15 protein-coding genes and 1 pseudogene are annotated in these 16905 nt (G+C 48.7%); 7 read left to right on the top strand and 9 right to left on the bottom strand.

The features are described 5' to 3' along the window. The first annotated feature begins 62 nt into the window (after positions 1–62). From RQP18_RS00320 to nrdG, 3 genes are all read left to right on the top strand, one after another. A complete protein-coding gene (locus RQP18_RS00320; protein ID WP_342388205.1) occupies positions 63–995 on the top strand; it encodes an aldo/keto reductase in 933 nt (310 codons plus the stop codon). Positions 996–1160: 165 nt separating this feature from the next. After that, positions 1161–3005 carry an anaerobic ribonucleoside-triphosphate reductase gene (gene nrdD / locus RQP18_RS00325; RefSeq protein ID WP_342388206.1) on the top strand — a complete coding sequence of 615 codons (1845 nt, stop codon included), beginning with the start codon at positions 1161–1163 and terminating at the stop codon, positions 3003–3005. Next, positions 3005–3532 carry an anaerobic ribonucleoside-triphosphate reductase activating protein gene (gene nrdG / locus RQP18_RS00330; protein WP_342388207.1) on the top strand — a complete coding sequence of 176 codons (528 nt, stop codon included), beginning with the start codon at positions 3005–3007 and terminating at the stop codon, positions 3530–3532. The genes nrdD and nrdG overlap by 1 nt, the downstream gene beginning before the upstream one ends. A gap of 40 nt (positions 3533–3572) precedes the next feature. Here nrdG and RQP18_RS00335 read toward each other — a convergent pair whose 3' ends face one another. Together RQP18_RS00335 and RQP18_RS00340 are read right to left on the bottom strand one after the other, a co-directional pair. Further along, entirely contained in the window at positions 3573–4574 is a 1002-nt protein-coding gene (locus RQP18_RS00335; protein ID WP_342388208.1) for an NADP-dependent oxidoreductase, read from the bottom strand. A gap of 117 nt (positions 4575–4691) precedes the next feature. Then, positions 4692–4910 carry a heavy-metal-associated domain-containing protein gene (locus RQP18_RS00340; protein ID WP_342388209.1) on the bottom strand — a complete coding sequence of 73 codons (219 nt, stop codon included), beginning with the start codon at positions 4908–4910 and terminating at the stop codon, positions 4692–4694. 72 nt (positions 4911–4982) lie between these two features. Between RQP18_RS00340 and RQP18_RS00345 the strand changes: the two genes are divergently transcribed. Then, the gene (locus RQP18_RS00345) at positions 4983–5630 is read left to right on the top strand and encodes a class I SAM-dependent methyltransferase (protein WP_342388210.1); all 648 of its coding nucleotides are present in this window, start codon (positions 4983–4985) and stop codon (positions 5628–5630) included. Positions 5631–5663: 33 nt separating this feature from the next. Here RQP18_RS00345 and RQP18_RS00350 read toward each other — a convergent pair whose 3' ends face one another. Further along, on the bottom strand, positions 5664–6203 hold the full coding sequence (locus RQP18_RS00350) for a recombinase family protein (RefSeq protein ID WP_342388211.1): 540 nt from the start codon (positions 6201–6203) through the stop codon (positions 5664–5666). A gap of 112 nt (positions 6204–6315) precedes the next feature. Between RQP18_RS00350 and RQP18_RS00355 the strand changes: the two genes are divergently transcribed. From RQP18_RS00355 to RQP18_RS00365, 3 genes are all read left to right on the top strand, one after another. After that, positions 6316–7767 carry a SulP family inorganic anion transporter gene (locus RQP18_RS00355; RefSeq protein ID WP_342388212.1) on the top strand — a complete coding sequence of 484 codons (1452 nt, stop codon included), beginning with the start codon at positions 6316–6318 and terminating at the stop codon, positions 7765–7767. A 12-nt stretch (positions 7768–7779) separates the two neighbouring features. Beyond that, the gene (locus RQP18_RS00360) at positions 7780–8193 is read left to right on the top strand and encodes a universal stress protein (protein WP_342388213.1); all 414 of its coding nucleotides are present in this window, start codon (positions 7780–7782) and stop codon (positions 8191–8193) included. 123 nt (positions 8194–8316) lie between these two features. Continuing rightward, positions 8317–10131, top strand: coding sequence for a cation:proton antiporter (locus tag RQP18_RS00365; RefSeq protein ID WP_342388214.1), 1815 nt, complete (start codon positions 8317–8319; stop codon positions 10129–10131). A gap of 30 nt (positions 10132–10161) precedes the next feature. Here the strand turns inward: RQP18_RS00365 and RQP18_RS00370 are convergent, their stop codons facing one another. From RQP18_RS00370 to RQP18_RS00395, 6 genes and pseudogenes are all read right to left on the bottom strand, one after another. Next, positions 10162–11271 carry a glycosyltransferase gene (locus RQP18_RS00370; RefSeq protein ID WP_342388215.1) on the bottom strand — a complete coding sequence of 370 codons (1110 nt, stop codon included), beginning with the start codon at positions 11269–11271 and terminating at the stop codon, positions 10162–10164. Between the two features lies 1 nt (position 11272). Continuing rightward, complete coding sequence (locus tag RQP18_RS00375; protein WP_342388216.1) at positions 11273–12772, bottom strand: phytoene desaturase family protein; 1500 nt, start codon at positions 12770–12772, stop codon at positions 11273–11275. A gap of 15 nt (positions 12773–12787) precedes the next feature. Beyond that, positions 12788–13675 carry a phytoene/squalene synthase family protein gene (locus tag RQP18_RS00380; protein WP_342388217.1) on the bottom strand — a complete coding sequence of 296 codons (888 nt, stop codon included), beginning with the start codon at positions 13673–13675 and terminating at the stop codon, positions 12788–12790. A gap of 14 nt (positions 13676–13689) precedes the next feature. Next, positions 13690–15189, bottom strand: a complete 1500-nt coding sequence (locus RQP18_RS00385; RefSeq protein ID WP_342388218.1) for a phytoene desaturase family protein — start codon at positions 15187–15189, stop codon at positions 13690–13692. Positions 15190–15200: 11 nt separating this feature from the next. Then, on the bottom strand, positions 15201–16250 hold the full coding sequence (gene fni / locus RQP18_RS00390; protein ID WP_342388219.1) for a type 2 isopentenyl-diphosphate Delta-isomerase: 1050 nt from the start codon (positions 16248–16250) through the stop codon (positions 15201–15203). After that, a pseudogene (locus tag RQP18_RS00395) lies at positions 16247–16756 on the bottom strand (glycosyl-4,4'-diaponeurosporenoate acyltransferase). Before RQP18_RS00395 ends, fni begins: the two are co-directional and overlap by 4 nt. Positions 16757–16905 lie beyond the last annotated feature (149 nt).

A 16905-nucleotide genomic window follows, 5' to 3' on the forward strand; every position in this document is an offset into this window, starting at 1 on the left:
TGAATAAAACATACTTGATGACTATGATTGTAATGAAACCTTAGAAAAAGGAGTTTTTGAATATGACAGAGCATGTTGAACTTGGCAAGTCCGGAATCAAAGTACACCCGATTGCACTTGGTGCCAACGCAGTTGGTGGCCACAATCTGTATAAGAACCTCGATGAAGAGGCGGGGCGCCAGGTGGTCAGGGATGCCATCGATGCCGGTGTCAATCTGATTGATACAGCCTATATGTATGGACCGAAACGTTCCGAGGAACTGATTGGTGAAGTATTGAAGGAATACAGGCGCGAGGACGTCGTCGTTGCGACAAAGGCCGCCCAGCGGGTGGACGAAGATGGCAATACGACTCTCGACAATTCTCCCGAGTTTCTCAAGCAGGCGGTGGATGAAGCACTCGAGAGACTGCAGACGGACTACATCGATCTCTTCTATATCCATTATCCGGACGAGGAGACGCCAAAAGACGAGGCGATCCGGGCACTTGCCGAGCTGAAGGAAGCGGGCAAAATCCGTGCCATCGGTGTATCCAACTTCTCCTTCGATCAGCTGAAGGAAGCGGATAAGGATGGTCATGTGGACGTCTACCAGGGCCAGTACAACCTGCTCGACCGGTCCGCTGAGGAAGACCTGCTGAAATATACGGCAGAGCACCAGATCACTTTCATTCCATACTTCCCGTTGGCTGCAGGACTGCTTGCAGGAAAATATGACGAGAATACGAAGTTCGAAGACCTCCGGGCGAACCTGCCCTTCTATAAGGAAGACCAGTTCAAGGAGAATCTGGAGAAAGTCGATCAGCTCAAGGAGCTTGCCGCTGAAAAAGGTGAAGAAGTCGCCCATATCGTCCTGGCCTTCTACCTGACCCGTCCTTCTGTCGATGTCCTCATTCCAGGGGCCAAGAATGGCGAACAGATCAGATCAAACGTCAAAGCGGCGGAAGTTGAATTGACACAGGCGGAGATTGAGAAGATAGACAGAATATTTTCCTGATGCGAATTGCGTCTTCCCTCATTGGGAAGGCGTATTTTTTATATTTCAATAATCGTTCATATCTTTTTGTCAGAAATTAGACGAACCATTTCAAATAAATAAAGTAACAATATATTGTGTTAGTTTTCTAGTTGAAGCACAATATATAGGATTTGGAGTGGTCTTATGAATACATTGGATAAAGATATTGCACAACTGCTGGATTTCAATCCATCGATTGTGCATGAGAACGCAAACAAGGACAGCAGGACATTCAACACTTTCCGGGATTTGACCGCCGGAGTTGTGGCCAAGTCGTTTGCACTGGAGCGGATGCTGCCGGAATATGTCGCAAAAGCACATGCTGAAGGGGACATTCATTTCCATGATCTCGACTACCACCCTTTCCAGCCGATGACGAACTGTTGCCTGATCGATATCCGTGGAATGCTCGCGAAGGGATTTCAGATGGGCAACGCGAAAGTGGTTTCCCCGAAATCGATACAGACGGCAACGGCCCAGATTGTACAGATCATCGCAAATGTTTCCAGCAGCCAGTATGGGGGATGCACGGTCGATCGCATAGACGAAGTGTTGAGTGAATATGCACAGAAAAATGAAGACCATCATCGTGCCGTGGTTGTGGAATACGTGCATGGGGACAAGACTGAAGCATATGTCGAAGCACGTGTGAAGAAGGATATCAGAGATGCCATACAGAGTCTGGAGTATGAGATCAATACCCTCTATACATCAAATGGCCAGACGCCTTTTGTTACGATCGGTTTTGGTCTCGGGACCGACAAATACAGCAGGCATATCCAGCGTGCGATACTGAATACGCGACTCGACGGCATCGGGGACCAGAAATTTACGGCCATATTCCCAAAGCTGGTATTCTCCATCAGAAAAGGAGTCAACTTCTTTCCGGCCGACCCGAATTACGACATCAAGCAGCTGGCTTTGAAATGCTCGGCGAAGCGGATGTACCCGGATATCCTGAATTACGACAGGACGGTGGAGCTGCTTGGTGATTTCAAGGCACCGATGGGCTGCCGTTCATTCCTCCCGAGCTGGCAGGATGAGGCCGGGGCGTTCATAAACAGCGGCCGGGCCAACCTGGGCGTCGTTACTCTGAATGTACCGCGGATTGCAATCGAATCAGGGGGAGACAAAGCAGCTTTCTGGGAGCTCTTCCATGAGAAGATGCGGCTGATGCACGATGCCCTCATGTGCAGGGTCGAGCGGCTGAAGTCGGTAGTCAGTGACAACGCCCCAATCCTCTATAAAAGCGGTGCCTTCGGCATCCGACTCGAACCGGGTGAGGATGTGATGGATGTATTCACCAGGGAGCGCTGCACATTATCCATGGGCTACATCGGACTTTATGAAGCGGCGACGGTATTCTATGGCCCGGAGTGGGAAGAGGACTCTAGGGCCAAGGCGTTCACGATGGATATTCTGAAGGAGATGAAGCAGTACCAGTTCGATTGGACTGATGACTATGATATATTCTTCAGTGTGTATGGCACACCGAGCGAGTCGTTGACTGACCGTTTCTGCCGTCTGGACCAGAAGCGGTTCGGTGATATTGAACATATAACGGATAAGGGATACTATCAGAATTCATTCCACTATGACGTCCGCAAGGACATCACACCGTTTGAAAAGATCGATTTTGAAAAGGATTACCCTGAAATTGCGAGTGGCGGCTTCATCCACTACTGCGAGTATCCAAAGATGACACATAACCTTAAAGCTTTGGAAGCGGTATGGGACTATTCCTATGACAGAGTGGGTTATCTCGGGACCAATACGCCAATCGACCACTGTTATGAATGCCACTATGATGGCGACTTCGAAACGACAGAAAATGGATTCAGATGTCCGAACTGCGGCAACCAGGATCCTGATACCGTGGATGTCGTCAAACGGACATGCGGCTATCTCGGCAATCCGGTGAATCGCCCGACGATCGAAGGGCGGCATAAGGAAATCAAAGCCCGCGTCAAGCATATGAGTGATGTGTGATGCAGGCACTGCAGATCTATGATGGGCAGTATCATATTGCAAAGATAGAGCCGCACAGCTTCGTCGATGGCGAGGGGGTACGGTGCAGCATCTACCTCTCGGGGTGCCCCTTCTCATGCCCCGGGTGCTATAATCTGCATGCACAGAAGTTCACCTACGGGGAGAGATGCTCGGATGCCGTCATTGAAGAGATTATTTCGTACTGTGAAGCGGACTATATCGAAGGGCTCAGCATACTGGGTGGTGAGCCCTTCTGCAATATGGCGCTTGCGACTGAAATAATCAGCCGATTCCGTGCCCGTTTCGGCAAGGCGAAATCCATATGGGTATGGACCGGCTTCATGTTCGAATACCTGGCCAATGATCAAAGAAGGTACGGAATGCTCAAAGAGATCGATGTGCTGGTCGATGGTCCTTTTGTAGACTGGCTCTATAGGCCCGGCATCCCTTTCCGGGGATCGCTCAACCAAAGGGTCATCGATGTCCAGTACTCTTTGAGGATCGGCACAGTGATGGATTATATGTAAAATAAAGAAGACGCATCCGACCCGGATGCGTCTTCTGCTTCTATTCACCGATCTTTACAACCTGTTTGCCCAGGTTCTTGCCTTCGAAGAGGTTTCTGAATGCACTTGGAAGATTTTCGAATCCGTCTTCAACGGTCACTTCTGTATGGATTCTGCCTTCCTGTACCCATTCCGCCAGCTGCTTGCCCGCAGCTTCGAAATCATCCGCATAATTGCCTACGATGAACCCCTGCATCAGTGCCTGCGTCTTGACGAGTATCCACTGTATGCGGGGACCGATATCATCCTCCCTATTGTTGTAACTGGAGATGGTGCCACATACCGGTACACGTGCGAACGTGTTCAGATGGGGCAGTACGACATCCGAAACTTCTCCACCCACGTTCTCGAAATAGACATCCACGCCATCGGGTACTGCAGCCTCGAATGCATCAGCAAAGTCGTCTGCCTTATAGTCCACACCGGCATCGAAACCGAGTGTTTCAACAAGGTAGTTTACCTTCTCTTCTCCCCCGGCAATGCCGACGACTCTTGCCCCTTTTATTTTAGCAATCTGTCCAACGGCCGAACCCACAGCACCGGAAGCGGCGGAAACGACGACCGTCTCCCCTTCTTTCGGCTGGCCGATCTTGAGCAGGCCATGGTAGGCTGTCTGGCCGGTCATGCCGAGTGTGCTCAAGTAGAGGTGGATTGGCACATCGGAATTCTGGATTTTCGATATATTGTCCGTTGTAACGGTGATATAACGTTGCCATGGCAGTACTCCGACTACTTTATCCCCTTTTTCGAATGCATCATTCTTCGATTCCATTATTTCGCCGACGACATGCCCATGAAGGGGCTGATCCAGTTCGAACGGAGCGACATAGGATTTGGCATCGGACATGCGTCCCCTCATATATGGATCGACGGATATATATAATGGCCTGATCAGTACTTCTCCATCGGATGGCTGCCTCACATCAATATCTTCAAATCTGAATACATCATCACCGGGTACACCTTCCGGCCGTTTTGCGAGAACAATCTGTTCATTCTTCATATGATATTCCTCCATTTGAAATACTTTCACGGTTAATATTCTAGAGGTCTCGAGTAACGTATTCAAAGATATTGATCGACACAAAGAACCTCCCCTAGCCCGGGAAGGTTCTGGTGATCAGCTGGATTTGACACTATGCACTTCGTAGCCGAGCTTTTCTATGATGTCTTTGATCTCTTCAGGATCAATCCTGTTTTCATCATGTTCGACTTTCACTTTGCTGGAGTTGAACAATACTTTTACGGCATCGACGCCTTCTGCCCTATTCAGATTGCCTTCAATCTTTTTGATGCAGCTCGGACAAGTGAATGTTTCCGTCTTCAAATCTATTCTCATTTTCCTCTTCCTTTCTTTTTGTCCTGTTCCTTCTTTCAACTATTATTATATTGTGGTTGGGGTAAATGAAAATTGACGGACATCAATTATCTGAAAAAAGTGGAAGGATGGGACATGATGAACCATTGGGATGAGAAGTTTGACGAAGATGAATATATCTATGGGACGGAACCAAATGAATGGATAAAGTCCATATTCCATGGAAAGGGGCGTGCAAAAGTGGCACTGCTTGCTGAAGGGGAAGGACGCAATGCGGTATACATGGCGAAACTTGGCCATGATGTCACGGCCTATGACTACTCCCGGGTGGGCCTCGACAAGACCAGGAAACTGGCACAGGCAGCGGGAGTGACTGTTGGCACAAGCCTTGTGGATATCACGGAACCTGATGCACTTCCACACGGTGTATACGATGTGAGCATTAATGTTTTCGGACATGTAGCACCTGAAGGGAAAGAGGAAATGATTAAAAATATGGTACAGATCGTGAAGCCTGGCGGACATATCGCTTTTGAACTGTATTCGAAGAGGCAGATAGAATTCCAGACAGGCGGCCCCAAAGATATCCATATGCTTTATGATGTAGGGGATATGAGACGGGAACTTGAAAAGTATGATGTGGAAATTATGGAACTTAAGGAAGTGATTGTCCGGCGCAAGGAAGGGAGGATGCACCGGGGGAAGAGTGCAGTGATACAGGGATATGTTAAAAAAGAATAGAAGATGGCACGGGGACCATCTTCTATTCTTCATCTATAGATCGAGGTGACGATAGAGTGTCGCCCGGCTGATATTCGTCTCTTTTTTGATTTCATCGAGTGTATACTTTTTCGACATGTACATCTCTATGGCTTTTTTGATGTTTTCATCGCTGCGTTTCGGACGGCCGATCTGCTTGCCTTTGGAAGAGGCTTCAGTCATGCCGAGGCGCGTTCTGAACTTGACGATGTCACTCTGGAAATCGGAAATGAGGTTGAGTGACTGGTGGAAAGTGAATGACGTTTCCGAATCTATGGTGAGGGCCTTGTTCAGTATAATGATGGTGGCCTGTTTATCCACCGCTGCATTGACCAGATCGACAAGCTGTTTTGTGGAATCGGCCAATATGAAAAGGTCTGTCACGTAAAGGACGTCACCAGTCTCCATCACCGACAGCAGTGCATCGAGCTGTGTCCGTCTTTTATTATTATTATGATTTTCCAAATATAGCTGGTCGGCATGCTTTGCCAGCTTCTGTTCCTGCTCCTCCATGGAATCACTGAGTTCCACTGGCCGTGCGTATCCATACTTCATATCCAACACTCCTAGATTTCAACTATATCACGTATAATTTCAAAAAGGGGTATACATTTGAAACTTCAGTGATTATAATAGGCTCTATGATTATAAAATAGGAGCGTAAAAAATGATAGAGACTTTAAAGAAAGAATGGCTCACTGATCCAAAAACGAATATTCTTGCCGGTATTGTAGTAGCCCTGGCACTCATCCCGGAAGCGATCGCCTTCTCGATTATTGCAGGTGTGGACCCGATGGTCGGTCTGTATGCCTCGTTCATCATAGCGGTATCCATCTCGATTCTCGGTGGCCGTCCCGCAATGATATCTGCTGCGACAGGTGCAATTGCCCTGCTTGTCACACCCTTGGTGAGAGAGTATGGTGTGGAGTATCTGCTGGCGGCGACTCTCCTCATGGGTCTGATCCAACTGATGCTCGGAATACTTAAAATTGGCAAACTGATGAAATTCATTCCGAAATCAGTGATGCTCGGTTTCGTCAATGCACTGGCCATCATGATATTCATGTCGCAGATCGAGCACATATTCGGCATTTCAATTTCAACATACCTCTATGTAGGGGTGACACTGCTTATCGTCTATGTGGTCCCGCGTTTCTTCAAGGCGGTACCGGCACCGCTTATAGCGATTGTCGTACTGACTGCAATCTATCTGTTCATGGGAGCGGATGTCAGGACAGTCGGAGACCTCGGTGCCATCGAGAGGTCGCTTCCAAGCTTCATCATTCCGGATGTACCATATACATTGGAAACACTCCGGATCATCCTGCCGTTTTCAATTTCGATGGCGATTGTCGGACTGGTGGAAAGCTTGCTTACAGCGAAGATTGTTGATGATGCAACGGATTCCTACAGCAGCAAGAACAGGGAGTCCCGTGGACAGGGTGTATCCAATATCATCGCCGGTTTCTTCGGTGGCATGGGTGGCTGTGCAATGATTGGCCAGTCCATCATCAATGTGAAATCTGGTGCGACGACACGGTTGTCCACTTTTACAGCAGGAATTGTACTGATCTTCCTGATCATCGTACTTGGCGATCTCGTCGTCCAGGTGCCGATGCCGATTCTGGCAGGAATCATGGTCATGGTATCAATCGGGACATTCGACTGGGGTTCATTCAAGTATATGACCAGAGCACCAAGGACCGATGTAGTTGTCATGGTGGTGACGGTCACAATCGTTCTGATGACACACAACCTGGCCATTGGCGTCGTCGCGGGTGTCATACTCAGTGCCCTCTTCTTTGCAACGAAGATCTCCAATGTCGAAGTGGACAAGACTGAATCAGGCAATGAAGTGAAGTACCGCATCGATGGTCAGGTCTTCTTTGCCTCTGTAGACACGATGATGAACCAGATTGATCTCGATGATGAAAACAGGATGATTGAACTTGATTTTACCAATGCTCATATATGGGATGATTCAGGTGTCGATGCGATTGATACGATGATCACCAAAATGAGGCGGAAGAATAATCAGGTCTACATCAGGAATCTGAATAAGGATAGCCGTAAAATCATCAACGAACTCAGCATGATCAATAAAGAAGAACTGGTATAGGGAGGATCAACGATGTACAATTCAATATTGCTCGCTGCGGATGGTTCCGAGAACAGCTACAGGGCAGCGCAGGAAATCAGGAAGTTCTATAATGAAGGTGCAACAGTCACCATTCTGAATGTAATCGGATATTCGGATTCCAAAGCAGATGTGCTGCATGGATCCAACAGCAAGAGCCTGGAACGTGAACGGATGGAAAAAATCTCGGACATCACCGGATTTTTCGAAGAATCCGGCGTCACTTACGAAATGGCATTTGAACATGGAGAACCGAAGGAGACCGTAGTGAAGGTTGCGAACTCCGGAAAATATGATGTTGTCGTACTTGGTACAAGAGGACTGAACAGTCTGCAGGAAATGGTGCTTGGAAGCGTCAGCCACAAAGTGGCAAAACGCGCGAATATTCCTGTAATGATTGTAAAATAGAAATAATAGGGTAAAGAACAGATACGAAATCCATCACAGGATTTGTATCTGTCTTTTTTTATCATAGTGCTGTATTTTTACAGTAGATTATATATCTGATTTTCGGAAGAAAGGGTGAGTATAATGAATATAGAAGTGCCATTGATGCTGATGATCGTGTTATTCATCGGCCTCGGCATACTGAGCCAATGGCTGGCGACGATGATCAGATGGCCGGCGATTGTAGTGATGTCCATCGCAGGACTGCTCGTCGGGCCCATATTCCAATTGGTCAATCCGGAACAGTTGATGGGCAGCGAACTCTTCAGTACGATTGTATCGCTTGCCGTTGCAATCATTCTGTTTGAAGGCAGCAGCAACCTGGATTACCGGGAGCTTCCCGGCGTTTCCAAGGCGATTGCCAGAATCGTCAGCATTGGCGCTGTTCTGGCTTGGCTTATGGGTGCTCTGGCCTTGTATCTCATACTGGATCTGCCGCTGTCCATATCATTTGTACTTGGCGGCCTGTTCATAGTGACGGGGCCCACTGTCATACAACCTTTGCTTAAGCAGGCGAAGGTGAAGAACTCTGTAAACTCCATATTGAAATGGGAAAGCATCATACTCGACCCTGTTGGTCCGTTATTCGCCCTTTTCGCATTCTATATTTTCCAGATGATGGAGCGGGGCTTCGGTATCGACTTTTTCATGAACTATATTACCGGCTTTGCCGTAGCTTTCGGCCTTGGCATCGGTGCTTCGTACCTCTTCAAGTGGCTCATCCAGTGGGACTTCATTCCCCAGAATCTCATGGCGCCCATCCAGTTCGTCTTCATACTGCTCATTTTCAGCCTCAGTGATGCAGTGCTTCATGAATCCGGACTGCTCGCGGTCACCATATTCGGGCTTGTAATGGCACGGCTTAAAAATCACAGTCTGATCTATAAGGAGTCCGATCATTTCATTGATGAGATGACACTGATTCTGGTCTCCACAGTCTTCATATTGATCACCTCTTCATTGACGCGGGAAGTGCTCAGTGAAGTCATCAGCTGGCAGCTTGTGCTGTTCTGTATTGTCATGATACTCATTGTCCGTCCCGCATATATCCTTCTCTCTACAATAAACACCGGGATAGCCTTCAAAGAGCGTGCATTCGTCTCCTTTGTAGCGCCAAGGGGCATCGTGGCACTGGCAGTGGCGGAGTTCTTTGCCGGCCTGTTCATCTCCCAGGAGGTCGAGATGGCAAATCATATCGTTCCGGTGACATTCGGGTTCGTCTTTGTGACGGTGGTTATCTATGGCTTCAGCTTCAAGCCGCTGAGCAGGATCCTGAAACTTTCGAGTACGGCACCTCCAGGAGTCATCATCATCGGTGAGAACAGATTCTCCCTGGAACTTGCTGAACGCCTCCAGTCCCATGAGATTCCTGTACTCATATCTGATCTGCTCAACTCCGATCCGAGACGGGCAAAGGAGCGCGGGTTGGAAACCTTCGATGGCAACCTGCTCTCTGAAGGGGAAAGGGTACAGACAGATCTCACTCCTTATGAGCAGTGTCTGCTGACGACCCGGTCATACACTTTCAACCATCTGGCTTTCAATGAAATGTCACAGGAGTTTGGACTGAAGAATGTTAAAATGTTCCCCTATCCCATTGACAGCGAAAAGAAAAGGCGTCGTGTCGAACCCGAGATCCGGCATCATATACTGTTTGATGAAGACTACACATATTATTGGTTCAACCAGTTCATTGATGATAATGAAATCACTGAAATCGACGTTTCTGAATCGGATGAGATTACAGATGATGATGTCATCCTTTATCATATAGATGGAAACAAGAATGTTACATTCAAGACGATTACTGAGGATCTGAGCTATAGCACGAATGGTATTATCGGAATTCTCAAAGGGGCACAGAGCTTTAAGGAGAATAAGAAAAATGGAGGGTCCTAGGACCCTCCATTATTTATTTCCCGGGCAATATCACTTACGCTTTTTCAAATCGACTTTCCGGCCCTTCCATTCGACCTTTTTAATTATATGCGTCTGGATGAAGGACAGTCCATATACATGGAAAAAGAAGAGCGAATACAGGGGATACAGAAAGAAGTTATACCATGGGAGGAGAATCAGCCGTCTGCTCATCCACCTGAACTGCAGTGCATACAGGATATAGAATACGACAGGCCAGAGGATACTCTCAAAGTGCCATATGGCCGTAGAGACCAGGTAGGCAGGTGCGATAAGTGTGCCGCTGAGCCACAGCATGATCAATGCCATCACCCAACCCTCCGTATTCTCGGCGCCTGAGGCAATATGCTTCGTCCATCCCTTGACTACGGAAGGCAGCCCTTCCGGGTACATTCTGAACTGCAATACATCGTATCCCATATAGAGGGTCGTCGGCAGCCCTTTTTCATGGTAGCCCCTGTATATGCCCATGCCTTCTATAATCGTCTCCTTTGCATTCATATGACCGCCTGTAGCGGCATAGTCCCGCCGTCCTGTCATGAGAAACGGCCCGAACACCGTGCTGGTATGGGTCCGGTCCCCAAAAGCTGAGAATATATTCATTCCTGTGACAGTGACAATGTTGAAGATGGCCGAGAATGTTTCGTGGAATCTTTCTGTCTGATGAAATGGCTGGATGGAAAGGACACCCCTCCCGCCCTGCTTGCGATACTGTGCACTGATGCGGGAAAGCGAATCGTCACCGGTAAATGAAGTGTCCGCATCCATGAAGACAAGGGTGCCGTATCGGGCATGCTGTGCGCCATGATGGCACGCATGGCTCTTGCCCTGCCACTCCCCCTCCGGCACCTCAATGACTGTCGCACCGGATGCCTCGGCTATTTTGCGTGTGTCGTCAGTCGAGCCATCGTCTGCAACGATGACCTCCAGGGAAGTGAGTCTTTGCCTGCCGATGCTATCCAGCAATTTTGGAAGGTTATGGCCTTCATTCCGGGCAGGAACGATGATGCTGATACTGGCGTCAGATCGGCTTCTCCCGATGAAGCTGGGATTCTTATAAACGATATGGCCTGAGATAAGACAAAGTATGAGGATCGAAATCCAGATGAAATGCCAAGCCATGCTATTTCCCGCTTCTTTCTCTGTCTGCAATCATTGCCCCAACCTGCTGGCCGCTTAACGTGACCATCGGCATGCCGCCCCCGGGGTTGACTGTGCCGCCCACGAAGTAGAGGTTATCAATATGCTTTGCTTTTTTGGGATGTTTGAAGCCCTTGTTCTTTTTACGGTCGGAGACGGTGCCATAAATCGCCCCGTGGTCTGAAAAATAAAGGGATTCGATATCGTGGGGAGTGAGCATATATTCAGAGACGATATGCTCACGCAAACCGACAAGTCCCATATTCTCAAGCTTATCAAGTACAGTCTCCCTGAAGGCCAGGTAGTCCGTCTTGGTATATTCCTTACCCTGCAAAGGCGGGATATGGGGAAGTATCTTCAGGTTTTCGTGCCCGGGCGGGGCCTGGCTGGAATCTGTCTTGTTCGTATTGACCAGATAGATGGTCGGATCTGATGGCAGCACCTTCTCATCAAATACTTCCCTGTAGTTCTGCTTCGAATCTTTCGAAAAGAAGAAGCTATGATGACCAAGCTGGGGATAGGTGCGGTCGACACCAATGTGCAGTACGAGGCCGGAACTTGCCGGCTCGAACCTGTCTTCGAGTTTCTTCAAATTCTGAGGAGGATAATCCAGCACATGGCGATAGAACGGCAATACTTCCATGTTGGAGACGATATAGTCGGCACTTCTCCTACTGCCGTCTGCTAAAACGATATGCTGGATGCGCCCGGTACCCTCCGTCACTACAGTCTTAATCGATTGGCTGATATGTACATCGACGCCGATATCGCATGCCAGTTGCGCAATCCCTGCGGCGAGTTTATGCAGGCCGCCTTTGACATACCATACGCCCGTTTCATGCTGCATGTGGGCCATCATATTCAGGACAGCCGGTGCCCGATAGGCACTTGAGCCGACGTATTTGATGAAATAGCCCAACATATCCCGCATGTGCGGATGGCTGACACGTCTATTGATCCCCTGCTGCATGGTGGAGAAATAGTCGAAGCCACGCAGGGCGGTGAGCGGTCCATGGAACCCTATGATGGAGCGGACATCATCAAAGCCTTTTTCAAAGTAGCCAGGTAGGGTCAGATGGTCAATCTTTCCGGCGTAGGATAGAAACTTGCGGTATTCTGCCATATCCCTCCCGGACAATTGGGGGTTCTCCCGGGCCATCCTGTCAAGGTCGCCATAGAGGTCTATGTGGGTGCCGTCAGTGAAGAAGGCACGCCATTGAAGCGGCACCTCCCCGATTTCGACATAGTCATCCATATTCTTTCCGCTTCTTGAAAAAAGGCGTTCGAAAATATACGGCATGGTCAGGAGGGATGGCCCCAGATCGAACCCGAATCCATCCTGTTCATGGCGATTCAACTTGCCACCAAGGTGGTCGTTCTTCTCGTATAGGCTGACATCGAAACCTTCCTGTTTCAATGTGATTGCTGCAGATAGACCGCCCAGTCCACCCCCGATGACCAGAACTGTCCTTTTTTTGGACATGCCCCTGCCCCCTTCTTATGCATCTTTGATATTTTTGAGAAACTGGCTTTCTTCATTCCTGATTTTCATTTTGCGTGTCATGGAAACAGCGTTGCGTTTTGAGAAACAGTCGTAGTTGCTGCTTCTCACTTCATTCAGAATTTCACGATAGACGGAGAGTGAGACCAGAAGTGGAAGCTGCGCCTCCTCCTTGTAATGGAGGATCTCTTTTCTGAAATCCTCATAGAGCACCTCCGCCTCTCTCGCCAGATGCTCCCAGGCGTCCATGAATGCCTGGTCGACTTTCCGTTCTTCAAGCTGCGCCACGGAACAGCCGTAATCATTGAGGATGGATGCGGGGATATAGACACGTCCATGTTCTCTCATATCCTCGCCGATATCCCGCAGGATATTGGTGATCTGCATGGCGATGCCGAGCTTTTCTGCATTCGCTTTCCGTTCCTGTGACAAATCATCGCTCAGGATTGGCAGAAGGAGCTTTCCTACCGACCCTGCAACATGGCTGCTGTAATGGATCAGGTCGTCCATATCTTTCGGCTGTTCGAAATGGACATCCATTTCCTGCCCCCTGATTTGGGCATAGAGCATGGATTCATCGATATCATAACGGTCCACGACATCCCCGAGGGCACGCCACATTGGAGCTTGGGGCATATTCCCTGCAACGAATGCATCAAGTCCGTCTTCAAGCTGTCTGAGGTTGGCGATTCCAGTCTCCGCATCTTCTGCCTGGTCTATGGCATCATCTGCCATACGACAGAAGGCATAGACGGCATAAACTGCATTCGCATCCGTCTCAGGCAGAGTGGAAAAAGCATAATAGAAACTTTTGGAGTGCTGTCTGATTAAGGATTGGCATTGTCTATAATCACTTTCCAGCGAGGGGGTGTAATTTTTGGTCATATTCGTATCTCCTATTAGTGATTTTCGTCCTTCAACAGCTCTCCAACGGCAATTTTGGAAGACAGAAGCACAATAGGCACACCAGCCCCGGGATGGGTGCTGCTGCCTGTAAAATAAAGGTTTTCGCAATGCGTCGCCTTGCTTTGCGGTCTCAAGTGGTTGCTCTGCACGAGCGTCGGACGGAGTCCAAATGTTGCGCCGTTATATGCATTGAAGCGTCCTTCGAATTCCTGGGGCGTCATCATCGTTTCCGAAACGATCTCCTGTTCAAAGTTTTCCATGCCCGGCAGCATTCTGATCTTATGGATGATCCTATCCCGATACATTCCAGACAATTCATCGGTCCATTCATATTTCATCGTGGCCGTGTCGGATACAGGCATCAGAATATATAGGCCATCCTTGCCTTCAGGCGCAAGGGATGCATCAATCTTGGAAGCGATATACATATAGAGGGAAGGATCTTCTAGCATCTCACCGTCAAAAATCTGGTTGATATTCGTGTCCAGGTCTTCCGAAAACACGAAATTGTGGACATTATCGATTTCAGGATACTTTCTGTCCATCCCGAGATAGAGGACGAAACATGAGCAGGAATAGTCCATCCGGTCGACTTTCTCATCCTGGTACCTTCCCTTATGCTCCGGTTCCCTGACCAGGCTTTTCATTGCATATGGGAAATCTGCATTGCACATGACATAGTCTGACGGAATGAAAGTGCCTTCCGATGATACGCCAACGGCCTTTTTATTTTCTATGACGATGTGATCTACACTGGTCTCATATTCGATGCTGCCACCCATTTCCATGAACATGCGTTCCATGCCGGAAGCCATCGTACGCATGCCGCCTTTGATGAACCAGACACCATAGAGGAATTCTATCATTGGAATGATCGTGTAGAGCGAAGGTCCCTTGAAGGGGGAGATGCCGATGTAAAGGGTCTGGAAACTGATCATCTGTCTCATGCGCTTGTCTTTAATATATTTCTTCATCAGATTCTCAGCGTTGTTCAATGTTCTAAGCTTTATGCCCTGTCCAATCATGAAAGGATTGTAGAAGTCCTTTTTGTTTCTGAATGGACGTTGCAGAAAATGCTTTTTGGCGATATTGAACCGATGATAGAGGTCGCTCAGATATCTCATGAACCCTTCGGCATCCTCATCACTGATCTCCTCGAACATTTCTATGTTCTTCACAAGATCATTGGTCACCTGGTACTGCTTCCGGCCATTATCAAAATACCCGCTGTACATGGGATCGAGCCGCTGCATGGGAATGTAGTCTTCCGGATTCCGTCCGGCAAGCTCGAAGACTTCTCTGTACAGTTCCGGCATCATGACGATGGTCGGCCCGAGGTCGAATTTATAGCCGTCGACATCGATGCGGTTCATCTTGCCCCCGGGTGTGGATTCCTTTTCCAATATTTTGACTTCAAAGCCCTCATGCTGAAGCCGGATTGCACTTGCCAGGCCGGCAACCCCCGCCCCGATGATCGTAATCTTTTTTGTCATTTTCTGATTCCTCACTTATCCAGCGCGCGCTGTCTCTGCCATGAAATGACTTCAGGGCTCAGGACGAGGGGGCGGCTGGTAATTTCTTCGATATCTTTTGCATCGATCAAGATGGAAATCTTGCGCATCTGATGGTGGAACTGTTCCACATGGTCGATGGCGGCTTCGACGCCATGGTGCTCCACCTGCTCCAGCATCAGTCTGGACATGCCCACGGCTTTCGCCCCGAGAGCCAGGCACTTCATGGCATCGAGTGGTGTTTTGATGCCGCCACTTGCCAATATATGCATATCCCCGCCGAAGGGTTGGGCTTCAAGGAGGGAGATGGCTGTGGAGAGTCCCCAGCTGCTCAGGTAGGCCATATCCTTGTTTTCACGACGGAGATTTTCTATGGAAGCGAAATTGGTGCCGCCCTTGCCGCTGACATCTGCATATTGGACACCGATATCTTTCAGAGTCTGCAATGTTTCCCTGCTCATGCCGAACCCCACTTCCTTGATGATCACCGGAACATCCACATGTCTGACGATGTTCTCTATATTGCCACGCCATGATTTGAAATTGCGGTCCCCCTCGGGCATGATGAGCTCCTGCGGGGCATTGATATGTATCTGGAGCGCATCTGCACGGAGCATGTCCACGGCCCGTTTCGCACCGTCGAGGGAAATGTCTGCCCCCACATTCGCAAAAATGATGCCGTCCGGATACCTGGTGCGGACGATTGTAAATGAATCCGACAGCTCAGGATGCTTCAGTGCTGCATGCATGGAACCGACCGCCATGGGTACGCCTGTCGCCTGGGCCACTTCGGCCAGCTTCCCGTTGATTTCCCGTGTCCATTCACTCCCCCCGGTCATTGCATTGATGTACAAAGGCCGCGGAAGCGCAAAAGGACCGAAACGGGTGGAAAGGTCCACATCCTCCATATTGACAGAAGGGATGGACTGATGTACGAAATGGACATTATCGAAGTCGGAAAAGGCTGTTTGTGAAGCCTGTTCAAGGGCATGTCTGACGTGCTCATTTTTCCGTCGGCTTCTTGGATCTGTTTCCCTGTTCATTCCCTGTCTCCTCTCTTTTTGGCTCTTTCTGATTTTAACTGATGCAGCCGGGGACGATTGTAGCGTTGGGCAATAATGAAGGGGACATTGCTGGAAAGGGCATAAAGAATGTGGATTACCCTTGCGGATTTCGGATTCCACAGGAAGAACATGGGGACGGGCAGCATGGACACTCAATGGGTCAGTTCCGCCCGGTTTGTTTCGTCAATATAGGTGAGGATGGTTTCCGGGTCGGTGCGGCCCATCGCGGACTGGTCGAAACTCTCCGGCACGATGATTGTACTTTCAGGCAGTCGGCCCTTCCATTTCTTAATATTGAAAAGCCGGTCCCAAAGCGCCCCCTCCTGTTCGAAAGGATAGCTTCTGTAGAGGGAAGCAAAACGGTTTATTCTTTGAGTATCCAGTTTCAGCATGTAATTTGAAATGATCAGATGTACAGCCAGCCATACAAGGGCATTGATCACAAAAAGTGCAAAAAGGGATGGTACTTTCAATTTTTTAGCCATGGCACCTCATTGCTGGACACTAATATTCATTCCAATGCAGTGGAAAGGAATGTTACATAAGGTCATTTGGTTGTATACCATTATCAGTGATAATGGTGTGATTTGTAAAATGATAAGGGGCCAAATGAATGGTATATAAAAAGCACCGG

Source organism: Salinicoccus sp. Bachu38, assembly GCF_038561955.2.
GTDB lineage: Bacteria > Bacillota > Bacilli > Staphylococcales > Salinicoccaceae > Salinicoccus > Salinicoccus bachuensis.